The organism is Prolixibacter sp. SD074 (assembly GCF_009617895.1).
Taxonomy (GTDB): Bacteria; Bacteroidota; Bacteroidia; order Bacteroidales; family Prolixibacteraceae; genus Prolixibacter.
This window is the reverse complement of record NZ_BLAW01000001.1, coordinates 1958811-1973763: the sequence shown is the minus strand read 5'-3', so window position 1 is coordinate 1973763 and position 14953 is coordinate 1958811. Positions and strand designations below refer to the sequence as shown.

Annotated in this window: 10 protein-coding genes; 3 read left to right on the top strand and 7 right to left on the bottom strand. The window is 44.7% G+C overall.

Features of this window, described 5'->3' with window-relative positions:
• The first annotated feature begins 487 nt into the window (after window positions 1-487).
• Window positions 488-1018 carry a hypothetical protein gene (locus GJU82_RS08600; protein ID WP_153631774.1) on the top strand — a complete coding sequence of 177 codons (531 nt, stop codon included), beginning with the start codon at window positions 488-490 and terminating at the stop codon, window positions 1016-1018.
• Between the two features lie 69 nt (window positions 1019-1087).
• Here the strand turns inward: GJU82_RS08600 and GJU82_RS08595 are convergent, their stop codons facing one another.
• The 5 genes from GJU82_RS08595 to amrB form a co-directional block, all read right to left on the bottom strand.
• Window positions 1088-3064, bottom strand: coding sequence for a sialate O-acetylesterase (locus tag GJU82_RS08595; RefSeq protein ID WP_153631773.1), 1977 nt, complete (start codon window positions 3062-3064; stop codon window positions 1088-1090).
• A 42-nt stretch (window positions 3065-3106) separates the two neighbouring features.
• Window positions 3107-3892: a PhzF family phenazine biosynthesis protein gene (locus GJU82_RS08590; RefSeq protein WP_153631772.1), complete on the bottom strand. Its 786-nt coding sequence runs from the start codon at window positions 3890-3892 to the stop codon at window positions 3107-3109.
• A 184-nt stretch (window positions 3893-4076) separates the two neighbouring features.
• Window positions 4077-5195 carry an AmmeMemoRadiSam system radical SAM enzyme gene (amrS, locus tag GJU82_RS08585; RefSeq protein ID WP_153631771.1) on the bottom strand — a complete coding sequence of 373 codons (1119 nt, stop codon included), beginning with the start codon at window positions 5193-5195 and terminating at the stop codon, window positions 4077-4079.
• Between the two features lie 26 nt (window positions 5196-5221).
• A complete protein-coding gene (locus GJU82_RS08580) occupies window positions 5222-7675 on the bottom strand; it encodes a hypothetical protein (RefSeq protein WP_153631770.1) in 2454 nt (817 codons plus the stop codon).
• Window positions 7676-7677: 2 nt separating this feature from the next.
• On the bottom strand, window positions 7678-9147 hold the full coding sequence (gene amrB, locus GJU82_RS08575; RefSeq protein ID WP_153631769.1) for an AmmeMemoRadiSam system protein B: 1470 nt from the start codon (window positions 9145-9147) through the stop codon (window positions 7678-7680).
• A 212-nt stretch (window positions 9148-9359) separates the two neighbouring features.
• Here amrB and GJU82_RS08570 point away from each other — a divergent pair, with 212 nt between their 5' ends.
• A complete protein-coding gene (locus tag GJU82_RS08570) occupies window positions 9360-10136 on the top strand; it encodes a creatininase family protein (RefSeq protein ID WP_153631768.1) in 777 nt (258 codons plus the stop codon).
• Window positions 10137-10154: 18 nt separating this feature from the next.
• On the opposite strand, the gene GJU82_RS08565 is transcribed toward GJU82_RS08570, so the two are convergent.
• Both GJU82_RS08565 and GJU82_RS08560 read right to left on the bottom strand, forming a co-directional pair.
• Complete coding sequence (locus GJU82_RS08565; protein ID WP_153631767.1) at window positions 10155-10502, bottom strand: DsrE family protein; 348 nt, start codon at window positions 10500-10502, stop codon at window positions 10155-10157.
• A gap of 622 nt (window positions 10503-11124) precedes the next feature.
• Window positions 11125-13146 (bottom strand): glycoside hydrolase family 97 protein, encoded by a 2022-nt coding sequence (locus GJU82_RS08560; RefSeq protein WP_153631766.1) that lies wholly within the window; start codon window positions 13144-13146, stop codon window positions 11125-11127.
• Between the two features lie 239 nt (window positions 13147-13385).
• On the opposite strand from GJU82_RS08560, the gene GJU82_RS08555 reads away from it, so the two are divergent.
• Entirely contained in the window at window positions 13386-14816 is a 1431-nt protein-coding gene (locus GJU82_RS08555) for a phosphotransferase (RefSeq protein ID WP_153631765.1), read from the top strand.
• The last annotated feature ends 137 nt before the right edge of the window (window positions 14817-14953 follow it).

The following is a 14953-nucleotide window of genomic DNA, read 5'->3' as shown; positions in this document are numbered from 1 at the left end:
ATTCCCAATAACATCCCTGATAATAGACCCTCTTTAATAATAACCCCTCTCCCGCCAGTTTTAAGAATTTTTTTTATTCCCCGTCGCCCCGTGCGTTGCCTTTTTTCATTGCTAAATTATTTTTCCCATGCTACACGTACGGGCAAAATTAAAAAAAAATTAGTTTACGCTTCAACCAATTTTAGAATAAATAACATATATTAAAACGAAGCAATGAGAGAAAGGGGAAAAACTTCAACAACGTGGTGAAACTTTATCGTTAATAATATATGTAAGAATATATATTACTGGTGTTTGAATCTCTGAAAAAATATGTATTTTTGCGATATGGATTACCGTTTAGTTCTATCAGTTTTTTTGGGAATGCTACTTTAAATAGGGGGGTTACTGAAAGTTATCATTTTCCTGGAATAGAACGGTGGCCTTTGCTTATGTATGTGTATTATTTTGTAAGGATAGTTAACGTTTTTCGAGAAATTCACTACTTATGGATGAGTTTTTTTCGCCGGATGATGTGCGTAATTTTATGAACAGAAGTACAACCGATCGGCAACGGTTAATACTGTTTCTCATATATAATTATGGAATTACTGTGCCTGAGATGATTCAGATAACTTCGGCCCAGTTTATGGTCAAGCGTGAATTTATTATTTTTAAATTTATCAGGGAGAGTACAAAGAAGGAACATCACTATAAAATCCAATTCGAAAATTATCGCTTGTTTTATCGGGTTTTAAAGGATCTTCAGGATCACGAGGCTTTGTTACATAAAGATAAAAACCAGTCAGTGTCGGAGGCATTGATTAAGAATGATTTATTTGATGTGGCGGTTACCATGAATCAAAAAATTACTGCAGGCAGTTTATTCGACAGTCATTTGTTTTGGCTGTTTCGAAAGGGGGTCTCGTTTCCGCAGGCTGTTGCTGAATATGGTATCTCCATGTCAGGGAAACCTTATAAAATATGGGAGAAAGCAATGCTAGCAGGTATGCAATGGCCTTATTTACTTGAACCATAAATTTGTATGGAACAAACAGAAACGGCTCACACGATGAAGTGCGAGCCATTTTTGTTTATCGTTTTTTCATTACCAGTTATCCGTTCGAAAGGGAGATGCCGGTAGCCCTGCACTGTTATACAGGTTTGCATCCTCCGGATTGTCTGCCCATCCATAGCGAACAGCCACCGGATTTTTCACATCGGAGCTGAAGGCCACAACGGTGCCGGGGTTGACTAAAACAGCTTTCGCCCAGTGAAACTTCTTATCGGCCCCGGCTACGGCAAAGCCTTTTAGATAGCCATATTTATCATGAACTTTGAGCCCCTCACCAACATGGTTGAATGTGAGGAAGATTCTTGATTGGTCAATCTCCATGTGGTCAAACATCGGCCCGGAAAATACCAAATCCTCGTTGTAGGCAATTTTCAGCGCAGGTAATGAAAGCCTGTATCCAACAGATTGTTTATCCTTCGGATGAATATTTCCTCCTTCTCCTACGTCGATGGCTACAGCCATTCCTGTATTCGGTAATTCCAACGTTTTGGTTTGAGTTTCGCGTAAACGGGCCCAGTTACTGTTGCCGGGTTGATTCTGCGGGGCCATATAATTAGCCAGTTGAACGAAAAGGAATGGAAAATCTCCTTCATTCCAATGCATCCGCCAGTCTTTGATCAAATTCGGGAAAATCCGTTGATATTGCGTCGGACGGTCAGCATTCGATTCGCCCTGGTACCAGATTACTCCTTTAATTCCGTAAGGTACAATTGGATTGACCATTCCATTATACAACAAGGTCGGATAGTCATTAGGCCCCAGCGATAATGCGTTGGTATCAATTTTGCCAAACCTGAATTTCCAGTTGCCTGCCAGCGGGATGTTCGTTCCATCAATTGACAGATTCATAAGATTAGCGCTGCCATGTATTCCACCACCACCTCCGGTGTCTTCTACCCGAACGGTAATCACATTTTTGCCGCTTTTTAATACTCCTTCAGAAATTTCGTAATGGCGATTCTTATTGTACGCGTTCATGGTTTTTCCTACCGGGATACCGTTGACCCAGGTTTGATCAGAGTCATCAATTTTCTGGAGGTTCAGTTTGGCTGGTTTACCCGCATCCCCTGGCGAAATTTCGATCGTTTTCCGGAACCATGCAATACCATCAATGTTGTTGTAGCCCAAGCTTTCCCATAAGCCCGGCAATTGCATCGGTTTCCAACCTGAATCATCGTAATTGGTGGCCGCCCATACTGCTTTTCCATCAATCAATCCTTTGTCAACGAGTGGTAGTTCACCCAATTCAGCTTTTATCCTGGCTTCCTTAACTTCCTTGTATTTTTTCAGGTCAAGTTTCCGCAACTCGGCAACCATCGGTCCGAAGTCGGAGTCATTGGCCATGGTTCCCGGGCTGGTCCATGATTCAGCAACTGTTCCTCCCCACGCTGCGCAGATGATACCAACAGGAACGCCCAGTTTTTTGTACAAACCGCGGGCGAAAAAATATCCGACTGCTGAGAAATCTCCTACCGTTGCTGACGAGCACTCGAGCCACTCCCCGTTATCCAGATCCTTTTGCGGAGTTTGAGCAATCTTCCTCGGAACAGTGAAAAGTCGGATTTCCGGATAGTTGTCAGCATTGGCTATTTCCTGCTGATAGTTATTCACACCGCGATAACTTTGGTCGATGCTGTCGACCGGAAATTCCATATTGGATTGCCCGGAACAAACCCAGACTTCTCCCACCATGATGTTTTCGAAAACCATGGTGTTTTTGCCTTTGATGGTCATCGAGTAGGGCCCTCCGGTATTCATCTCGGGCAGTTTTATTTTCCATTTACCGTCATCTCCGGCCTTGGTTTTTACCGTATTTCCATCAATAGAAACACTCACTTTTTCGTTTGGCGATGCCCATCCCCAAACGGGAACTTCCATGCCCTGCTGGAGCACCATCCCGCAGTTGAAAATGCGGGGCATCGTTATCTCTGCTTTTCCCTGTAAAGAGAAAGACAAAACGATCAATATTACCAGTGTTATCCTGGTAAGATTGCTTGAAAAAATCTTCATAATGTACGTTTTAATACAATAGCTTGAATCGTGAATGATGGTTTATAATGTGATGGTCCCTTCGAGGAATGTTTTGGCCTGACCGGAAATAAAAACACGATCACCTGAAAGATGACATCTTAGCTTTCCACCACGTTCACTCAGTTGAGTGGCATCGAATTCCAATTGGTTCATCCGGTGTGCCCAGAAGGGTGTTAACGAAGTGTGGGCCGAACCTGTCACCGGATCTTCATTTACTCCTACGGCGGGGGCAAAGAACCGGGAAACAAAATCGTTTTCATAGCCCGGAGCTGTAACAATAATGCCTCGTGCTTCGACGTTAGCCAGGCGGAAAAAGTCCGGGGCCATTTCTTCAATGTCTTCCTGGGCGGGATAATACAGCAGGTAATCAGTCTTCCCTTTCCATATTTCTTCCGGTTTCTTGCCCAAAGCTTCAATCATTCCTTTGGGAGGAAGTGCCGGTTCCAACTTATCAGCCGGAAAATTCAGCGTTAATGAGCCTTTATCTTTTTTTACCTGTAACTCACCACTTTTGCGGGTGTTGAAGATGAGCGGGTTCTTAGTGCTCCCCATGTGGTGAAAAAGGACATGGGCTGTTGCCAGCGTAGCATGTCCACACAGAGCTACTTCCACTTTGGGCGTAAACCACCGGAGTTCATAGTAATGAAGGTTTCGGACAAAGAAGGCAGTTTCCGATAAATTATTCTCCATGGCAATGTTTTGAAGGATCTCGTCTTTAGGCCATTCGTCCAGTGGGCAAACGGCTGCGGGATTTCCTTCGAATAGCCCGGAGGTAAACGCATCGACCTGAAAAATGTTTATTTTCATGTGTGTTTGCTTTTTGCGATTTTGTATTCACTTTAACAGGAATGAAGATTGGTGACTGGTCATACACAAGGCGGAATTAGGGCGGATACTGCTCCAAACGGAGAATGATATATTTACCCATCTATCCGCAGAAACCAAAGATAATAACTTTTGCTTTCGATTGAACGTTTTCAGTTTCCCGGTTCTACGCCCAAACACCCGGAACAGGTGTGTGACAGAATTGGCATTTGCCTTTTGTCAGATTGTTTTTCAGAATGCGAAATCCCTTTCGCTCAATGACTACCTGGTGGCATTTGGGACATAATGTGTTCGATGCATCGTTTCCCGGCAGGTTGCCAATGTACACGAATTTTATTCCTTCCTGCATAGCAATGTTACGTGCTTTGGTGAGGGTTTCGGCTGGAGTGGCCGGCAGCTGCTGCAGTTTATATTGCGGGAAGAACCGGCTGAAATGTAAAGGAGTTTCGTCAAAGCCGTTTTTCACCAGCCAGGCACACATTTCTTTAATCATATCCATATCATCGGTCCAGCCGGGGATGACCAGGTTGGTAATTTCGAGCCAGACACCTTCCTCTTTCAATATTTTCAGGGTACGAAGAACTGGCTTGAGCGAACCGGTGTTCAACCGGATGTAGATATCATCGCTGAAAGATTTTAAATCGATATTGGCCGCATCGATGACTTTGGTGAGTTTTCGCAATGGCTCTTCATTAACGTAGCCATTGGAAATGAGAATATTTTTGATTCCTTCCTGGTGTGCTTTTTCCGATGAGTCATACATGTATTCATAGAAAACAAGCGGCTCGGCGTATGTGTAAGCAATCGATTGACAGTTATTTCCAATGGACGAAGCAACCACTTGTCCCGGAAACAGTTCCTGATTCCGGGTTTCTGCTGGGGTTGCCTGCGAAATTTGCCAGTTCTGACAGTTCAGGCAAACCAGGTTGCATCCTGCCGTGGCGATGGAAAAGGAACGACTTCCAGGTAGGAAATGATACAATGGTTTCTTCTCGACCGGGTCGATGTGAATGGCGCATGGGTTCCCATAAGCCGTTGTATAAAGCTTATTATCGCGGTTGATTCGGGTCCGGCAGTCGCCGGTATCGTTGAGGCTGATGTTGCATTCATTGGGACACAGCGTGCACTTCACCCCGCGGCCGGTGATTTTGTAATAACGTGCTTCGCGCTGATATTTTTTCAGAACGGGGTCATTTGCTGCTAATGCCGGAATAAAAGCCATTCCCAGCGTTCCCATCAGCCCGGTTTTAATGCATGTTCGTCTGGAAATCGAAGGTGCTTTCATTGTGAATGTTTTAGGCGTTTGTGTTTTCATATTCTGACTGAAGAGGTTCTTCGTTTCGACACAAAGGTCAGGAAGAGATGCATGACTAAAAGTACTAAGAGCGTAAGGTTAATTCCAAGTAATGGGACCAAAAAAACCGACACCAGCATGGCGCCTCCGGCCGACCCATATAAATCGGCTTTGTAAACCATGGATGGCGCTTCTGTTTTTGGGCGATACTGGCTGGAAGTTAATTGGAACATACGTCCGGTCAGCCATCCGGCCATAGTAATCAGGAGCAGTTCCGAGGCGATATAGATGACCGTTCTGCCGGGCGAGAGCCATTGGGCGACCGCCCATTGGGATATCAGCAACAGCATAAACCAGATATGATGCCGCGAAATTCGATGATCGCCTTTTGTTCCTGTCGTAATCGTCCAGCGGGCCCCCAGAGTGAGCCCGGCCATGAAGAGTGTAAAAATAACGCCAATCAGGTAATAGGAATACCCGAATGTGGCTTGAATCAGTACCAGCGGAATAATTTCCATGATGGAAGCGGTAAAACCGGCTGCAAACATGCTTCTGGAAATTCCCCGGGTAAAACTTATCAGGAAAATGAAAATGACGACGAGTATTGTTCCGAAAAGAATATACGAAAGGCCATGTTTTTTTAGCCAGAAACCAGTAAAATAGCTTACTGCAATGGGATGATTGACCGAGACCATTTTTGCTTTGTTCGTCATTATTTCAACATACTCATGACTTCGCGTAACGAGGTCTGGTTCATCGATAAAATAAGCGATGTAGTTGGTTATGATACCTAAATCTTCTATCCGGGTCAAAATGTTGGTGTGTAATTGTCCATTGGAAACCAGTAAAATATCACGGTTTCCCGGAAGGATAAGCCAATTTCTGAAATAAGGCTGAATCGTAGCAATGACCGTTTGGTATAGATGAACAGTGGTTTGATCGAGATAATTGGCGGCGGATAGCAAAGGAATGGCGACCACTCCGCTATCGGAGATATTTTTTCGGATATTGTGGAAGAATTCTTTGGTATAGTACCGGCTGGCCGATGGTGTCTCCGGAGGTGGAATGTTTAAAATTATACCGTCATATTGGAGTGGATATTTGGAAATCCAGCGTTGAAAATCGGTTCGGTGGATGTGAATGGTCGAATCATTTGGGATCGTCTGACTTTGTTTTTCCAGCTCCAGTAACTTCCCGTTCACTTCGAAGTAATCTATACGGTTTGGGCGGTATTTCAGGCATTCCGATAGAACTCCGGTTAATGCCCCGGAAACTACGGCTATTTGATTGACCCTATCACGTTGAGACAACGTATAGTGAACAGGTTCTTCAGCCGCCGAAGGGCTTCCCTGTGAATAGAGCAACCGGCTGTTCTCGAATACATTGGATTGGTTCGCGGCCCGGGTAATCACCAATTCACCGGAAACGCTTTGTATGATGCTTTGAATTTGCTGTCCCGGGAAAAGTGAAGCCCGAGTCATTTTTTCGGGGGGAAAGACGAAAAGGAAAGCCAGAAGGATTGCGATGACAGATGTCGAATAGAGGGGAATTTCTTTCACTTTCTTCCGAAGAATGAACAACAATGCCAGGCTAATAAAACCGGCGATAGCTAATGTCTGAATGGGTGAGAAGAGAAATACCCATACAAAACTGAACATCATACCGGCAACCAAACTCCCTGCTGACTCCCATGAATAAATCAGACCGGTGTTTTCTCCCGGGCGGTGCTGACTTAATACCGGAAACAACAATCCACCGGTGAGACAAAGTGGCGCCAACGTAAACAGGGCAAAAAAAGCAAAACTCAATGGACCGGTTTCGGTCCCCGTTTCGAAAAGCCAGCCGTGTGTTACCCGGATGATGAGAATGCTGATGGATGGAAGTAACGTCAGGACCAAAAGCAGTCGAACTATCGCATTAACCGAAAAAGTCCTGTTTCGGGCCAGTTGTGTGCCAAGTCCGGTGAGTATAAGCCAAAGGGAAAGTAGTATTCCGACATACAACGCATTGCCTCCAAAGATGGCCAGATAGTCACGGAACAAGACCAGTTGTCCCGTAAGGGTGATGAATCCCAAAAGAAATGGAAAAAGCAGAGGAGTTTTTGGGATATCAACTTGTTCCTTTCCTGATATTTCCCGTGATTTTTGTTCCGTCTCCTTTCCAAACAAGCGTTTAAAATAATTCACGTGCCAGAAAATATGCAGTAAACCAATTATACTCATGGCAATACCAAAATCGACATGCACTGGTAACGCTTCGTCCAGAAAGGCAAACTTCAGGTTGTAATTGGCTTTCAATGCCAGCAAAAGTCCCAGGACGCAAGTGAAGAGAAAAGTAATTAGCAACAGCGTGTTCCAGATTTGCCGGTGGACATTGCGGGAAATCCATCGCTGACGGCTCAGCAGCCAGGTAATGAGATAAGCCAGCAAGGTACCTGATAGAATGGATATGATGCTGTAGGGCGTATTCATGGTTATTTTTCATGAAAAACAATGGCTTCGTACGTGTAGAGTTCGGCGTTTTTCCAACCGTTCCATCCAATGCCGGCTTTGTCCCGGGAGCAATGGCCGAGCATGTTTTCGCGGTCCCAGCCGGTTTGTTCGGCTACCTGTGGCAAATACGTACCGCTACGATTACCTTTTTTGATGTAGATTCCCTGCTTCCCGGGATGGAACTCCTCTGCGTTGCTAATTTTGTGCAAAGGGGTCAGTACCGAAATCTCAATCTTAATGGAATTCATTTCGGAAAGCTGGACAGGTGGAAAACGCGTGTCTTTTGTTGAAGCGGCAATGGCCATATTCCTGACGACTTCCACTAACGGAATAGAGGGATTGAATTGCCCGATGCAACCACGAAGTGAGCCGTCTTCTGACAATGTTACAAAGGCGCCGCAATGTTGCTGCAGGTTTTTAGGATGGCTCGGGGCAATTTTCGGGAGCATACCGGTTTTTAAATATGTTTCAATGGTATTTCTGGCCAGTTTTAGTAAATAACTTTTATCACTTTCAGTCAAATGAAATGCCTGGGCTTTGTCTCTAGTTACGGAAATAGCGCAGTAACCGACTATCCGATTGGGATCGCCGGACGGACTGGCGCTGGAATTTTGATAGATAATTTGATGGTAATAATACCCCGTTTTCCCCGAAATCACCTCCATCAGTGTGAGTACGCCACTTTCGCCGCACAGGCGGGTCAATACATTTTCCGGTGGATTCGGAGATAGCTTTTGACATACCTTTTGTAGTTGTTCCGGTATCCCGGAAAGAATGGCATCAGCCGTTTCCTTGTCCACCTTTTGTGCGCTTGCATTAGGAGGATAATGCGAAAAATCGGTGCTAATGATGAACAGGTTGTCGCTGGTAAAATAGGGCAAAAGTGCCTCCGCCAGTTTTCGTGTAGTGGCTGGATTGGAATCACCGGTTAGGATGGGGACTATGCAAAATCCTTTTTTCAGATGATATTGCAGAAAGGGCAACTGTACTTCTATTGAGTGTTCGCTCCGGTGCGCTCCGGGAACAAAATGAATGATCCGATTTTCATTTATCAGTTTTTCGGCGAGTACATCGTTCACCGGAATTTTTCCCAATGGCGTAAGATAATTTCCATGAGGATAAATGGAAACGCCATTGAAACGTATGCGATGAGATACCCCGATAATGAATACATTTTTGTAAGCTTTGCCTTTAGGAATTTGAGCATATCCAGTGGCGGCCACTTTTCCTGAAAAGATATAACCGGCGTGCGGAACAATTAGCGCCGCGATGGATGAATTCTTTTCGGTGCTTGTATTTTGAAAAAGTTGGCGGAGCTCTTTTGTCAACGCCTCTGCATTTCCCGGATAAAAAGAACCGGCCACGGCTGGTTGCCTGTCCTGTGCCTGCAAGTTTTCGGAGAACAGCAGCAGCAAAACCACGATGACCCGAAATGAAATGTTTGTTCTCATTGCTCAGGTATGATTGGTTTACCGTTAAAATTAAGAAATAGCACGAATCATTCATTAAAAATCCCTGAAGATTCTGGCTGGAAATTGTTTATATGGTACTGATTATAATAAGTATAAATAGTGGTTGGTGGAGAACCTACAAAGGTCTTGTATTGGATGATGATTGGCATTCTATCTTGAAAATGACTATTTTCGGGAAAAACTAACAAGCGATGAGACCGTATATTCTTGCTGAAACCAATTGGAAAACTGTTCGTGAAATTGATTATGAACTGGCGATTCTTCCCTGGGGGGCCACCGAAGCCCATAATCTTCATTTGCCCTATGCCACCGATGTGTTCGAGTCGGAGTACTTTGCCTGGGAATCGGCTAAACAGGCCTGGGAAAAGGGAGCCAAAGTAATTGTTCTTCCGGTGATAGCTTATGGTGTGAATACCGGTCAGCCGGATGTAAAACTGGATATGAACCTTAATCCGTCCACGCAGCTGGCTATTCTCGATGATTTGATTACAGTGTTAAACCGGCAGGGAATAAAAAAGCTGGTGATTCTTAATTCGCATGGCGGTAATGATTTCAAAATGCACATAAGGGAACTGAACCTTCGTTTTCCGGAAATGTTACTGTCGCAATGCCATTGGTTTAAAATGCCGGGAATTAACGAATTTTTCGAGGTTACAGGCGAACATGCTGGCGAGATGGAAACCAGCCTGATGCAACTGTTTCGACCCGATTTGGTTCGCTCGTTGGATGAAGCCGGTGAAGGTAAAGCAAAAGTTCCCCGTATTCCGGCTTTGCGGGAAGGTTGGGCATGGTCCGAACGAAAATGGACACAGGTTACTATCGACACGGGAATAGGAAACCCTAATCAGGCTACAAGGGAAAAAGGAGAACAGTTTTTCCGCTATGTCACCGAAAAGGTCGGAACTTTCTTTTATGATATGGCAACGACGCCACCGGAAGACATGTATATCAACCCGGAGCTGTTATGATCGGGTGCATTGAAATGCTCAGAAAGTAAGCACCTTCCAGCCATCTTTCAGGTAGCTGGTTAACGGTACGCCCATCGGACGGACATCGATTCCGAGTTGACGGAGCTGATCGGTTATGCCATACATGCTGGCACAGGTCACGCACGCTTCAACGGTCAGTCCGTTATTCAGCATGTCGCGTATCTGGTTTTGTAAACTTTCGTTTTCGGTTAACAGCTTTGCCGATGGCCCCCAAACAATTAACCGCACTTCCTGGAACCAATGTTGAAGATGCGCATTGTGCGTATACATGAGGCAAATTTTTTCGGCAACGTCGGGATCGCCACTTGCCCAAATGACCGCTAAGTGATCGTCATGATCTTTCATATCTCAGGTATTTTGTGATTTTATAAAATGAGTGATTAACGGGCAATCGCTCTGCTTCCTTAAATTTACAATAAAGCTTCCACGGCTAAAAGAATTTACGGTTTAATAATGTGAAGAGATAGTTACCATCTGGTTTTGTCTGGCAGGCCTCGTATTTCGGTTTCTTTTTTTAGCATGATTTCATCGGTGCCGGAAACGTTTTGTAATTTCATTCGTGTGCGTAAATGATGTTCAGTGAACGAGTTTGTGCTGTTGTCCTATGAATTGGGCATTGCAAATGAGAAAAAACGTAATTTAAAATCCTGAAAAATAGCCCTAAACGTTACTTTATGTAATTCTTTCAGGGGCATCTTGACAAGAAGTTGATCAAGTAATGTTTATTATTAAGAATTATTCTTAAAAACGGGCAAGTTCGTAAACCATGGAGCTTGCCTGTTGTTTACTAAAGTGGTCATGTTATCCCGATGACAATTTTCGTTAAAAAGCATTTATCAAAATTCTATCAGGTGTTGATTTGGTTGATGATTAAAGTTGCTTGATAAATGCATTTAACACGGAGAGGATGTCCTTTTCAGGACGTCCTTTCTTTTTATATGTGTGCATAAGTTGGTTGACTGAATTTCTAACGGACCGGAGTAAACCGGATGGCTGCACCTCCGCCGGGAGCCAAATCCAGGCGTAATGTGCTGCGATGGTTCACTTCTTTCTGCGTAATTTCAATGGATCCCGGATTGTTGTTATCGTTCGCGCCGGAACCATCGAGATACATTTCAGCGGTATATTTTCGTCCCTTTGCCAGGAAACCTAATGGGATTTCTATCTTCCGCGGGTCTTCGTCTGTAATGGCCCCCAGGTACCAATCCCGGCTGTTTCTATCCTTTCGGATAACGGTCACATAATCGCCGATTTCACCATTGATGGCTTCGGAATATTCCCAATCGACCGGGACATCATGAATGAATTGAAAGGCAGGATTGCCCTGGTAGTTCTCCGGTAAATCGGGAACCATTTGGAGCGGACTGTAAATAACCACGTAGAGTGCCAGTTGCTTGGCCAGTGTTGTGTTGACCTGGTTTTTGCGTTTGTTTTTCAGCGTAAGCTCGAAAATACCGGGCGTAAAATCCATAGGACCGGCTAATAATCGGGTGAAAGGCAGTATCGTGGTATGTTCCGGTGGATTGCCACCGTCTTCGCTCCATGCATTGTATTCCTGGCCGCGTGCTCCTTCGCCTGACATCAGGTTGGGATACGTTCGCCGTAAACCGGTGGGAATAATGGGTTCATGAACATCAAGCATGATGTGCCGTTTAGCTGCTTCCTGAACAACATGTATGTAATGGTTAACCATAAATTGCCCATGGTGCCATTCCTTTCCGTTCACACGGGAACCAACGTAACCGGTTTTCACATAGTGGACGCCGTATTTTTGATAAAAGTTAAAGGCCGAATCGAGTTGCTGTTCATAATTAGTGACATCAGCACCTGTTTCGTTATGCCCGATTAGCTGAACACCTTTTTTGCGCGCATAATCGGTTATTTTTTTGATGTCGAAATCGGGATAGGGCTTAGTGAAACTGAATTTCCAGTCTTCCCATCCTTTGTTCCAGCCCTCTACCAGCACCGCTCCAATACCAGCCTTTGCGGCAAAGTCAATGTATTTCATCACATTTTGGGTGTTGGCTCCATGAGTCGGCGAGTACTGCCATGTTTCTTTTCCCAGGTGTAACGACCACCAGACGCCAACAAATTTGGTCGGTTTTATCCACGACACATCGCCCAGTTTGTTTGGCTCATTGAGATTCAGAATCATACGCGAATTCAGTAGCCCGGCAGCGGTTGATGAAACCAGGGCCGTCCGCCAGGGAGTAACCCGCGGAGCCGAGGTTTTCACTTTCACGCCATCGGACCAGGGGACCAAATCGCAGCGGAATTTATTGTTCCCGGAATGGTATAGCGACATGGAAGCATAATCGACCAGCGCCGCTTCATGAATGCTGATGTAGTTGCCACTTTTCGTTTCCAGTGTTAGCGGTGTGCAAACGGTATCCGTCAGTTCGGACAGGGGATGACTGGAGTAGAGATATTCGTACCGGTTGTCACCATAAGCCGGAACCGACCAGGCGGTGTGGTCGCCACTGAAAGCGAACCCTGTCACTTCGTTGGAGATTTCAAAATCCTTCAGGTTTTCCTGCTCCGGGAACTCATACCGAAAAGCAAACCCTTCGTTATATACCCTGAAAATAATGTTCATTTTCCGGTGCAAACCGTGTTGCTCTTTCAGCTCAATTTTCAATTCACGGTAGTTGTTCTTGATTTCTTTTTGTTCCCCCCAGGGCTGTGTCCAGGTTTGGTCGACCTGGTCGCGGTCAAAGCGTGTCGCGATAAAATCGTCCAGCAGGTTTGGGGCGCCTTTTAGTTCGAAACCCAATTGCGACTTGTAAAACAGAGGTTTTTCGCCAAGTTTTGCCGAATAGAAAGGCTTTCCTTCGTGGTCGAGGTAAAAGGTCAGGTTCAACTTTTCGTCGGGAGCAATCACCGTTCGTGAAGTGGTTGGATTCTCGTCACAGCGACTCAAAAGGAATACTGTTGTTATGATTAAAATGACAGCGCTAATAGCAGGAAATATATTAAGATTCTTTCTCATACGGTTGTTGGATCAGGCTACATTTATTAATACAGTTAATTTAATGAAAAAGTTTGAAACGGCCTCAGTGATTTTGATTTGATACGTCATCTGAGGCAATCCGAAACTGCTTTGAGATTCGGATTTGCCTTAATGTTATGATTCATGTTCAACGAAAAATGCTTTTCTTTATGCAAGACAGATAGCTTTAGAATTTCCAGGTGAATCCTTACATTTGAATAGCTAAAAACATTGATACTTTGAAAAAGACGACACAACAACATATCATCGGATTATTTGAGAAAACGTTTGGCGAAAAAGTAACAGATATCGAGGTATTGCCTCCTTCCGGTTCCTACCGGGAATATTGCCGGCTGATTTCGGAAAACCGGACGGTAATTGGCGCCTGGAATGAGGATGATAAGGAAAACCGCGCGTTTATCGAATTTTCGAAAGCGCTGAGAGGTGGCGGCATTAATGTGCCTGAGATTTACAGTGAAGAAACCGGAAAGCATATATACCTGCAACAGGATTTGGGTAATATCACATTGTTTCAGTTCTTGAGCGATGTGCGCGAAAAGGACGGATTCTCACCGGAAATTATCGATGTATATTGCAAAGTTGTGGCTCAGTTGCCGCTTATTCAGGTGAAGGCAGGCCAAAACATCAACTACAGCTATTGCTACCCACGCGATGCGTTCGATAGGCAATCGATGATGTGGGATTTGAATTATTTCAAGTACTATTTCCTGAAGTTGGCCAAGATTTCGTTCGATGAGCAATCGCTCGAAGATGATTTTCAGCGTTTTACCGACTTTTTACTGGAGGTTGAAAAGGACTTTTTCCTGTATCGCGATTTCCAGAGCCGGAACGTGATGTTGATGGATGGCGAGCCTTGGTTCATCGATTACCAGGGAGGACGGAAAGGAGCTTTGCAATACGATTTGGCTTCGTTGCTGTATGACTCAAAAGCAGATATTCCACAACTGGTTCGTGACGAATTGCTGGAATCATACCTGGATGAATTGGAAAAATATCATCCGGTTAACCGGAAAGATTTCCGTGAATATTTCTACGGCTATGTGCTTATTCGTATGATGCAGTCGATGGGAGCATACGGGTTCCGTGGATTTTATGAAAAGAAAGAGCATTTCCTGAAAAGTATTCCATATGCACTGGAAAACCTGGTCGTTGTTTTGGATAAATTTTCGTTTCCAATCAAGTTACCTGAACTGGAAAAAGTGTTGCGTTCACTTCCTGAATCAGCAACGTTGAAAAAAATTGCGTCGAAGCAAGATGAGATGACCGTTCGGATTACCAGTTTTTCATACAAAAAAGGGGTTCCACAAGATCCTTCAGGCAACGGGGGCGGCTATGTTTTCGATTGCCGTGCGGTTCATAATCCCGGTCGATACGACAAATACAAAACACTGACCGGTAAAGACCCGGAGGTGGTTACTTTTTTTGAAGAGGAATCGGAGATGGAGGATTTTCTGCGGCCGGTGTTCAATTTGGTAGACCAAAGTGTGGAGAAATATCTGGAACGTAAGTTTAATCACCTTATGGTAAATTTTGGGTGTACCGGTGGGCAGCACCGTTCGGTTTATGCCGCTGAGCGCCTTTCAGAGCACCTGAAAAACAAATATCCGGTCCGTGTTGTTACTTTCCACAGAGAGCAGGAAGCTCTGTGATTAGTAGCAAAAAGTAGTTATGTCAAAAACTTTGTGTAAGTCGAAGAAGGAGTATCAGCCTCCGGAAAATCCGAAGTACGAGTGCAAGAAATGCGGCAAGGTTACCATCAAGGAAAAAAAGGTCTGCAAGCCTCGGA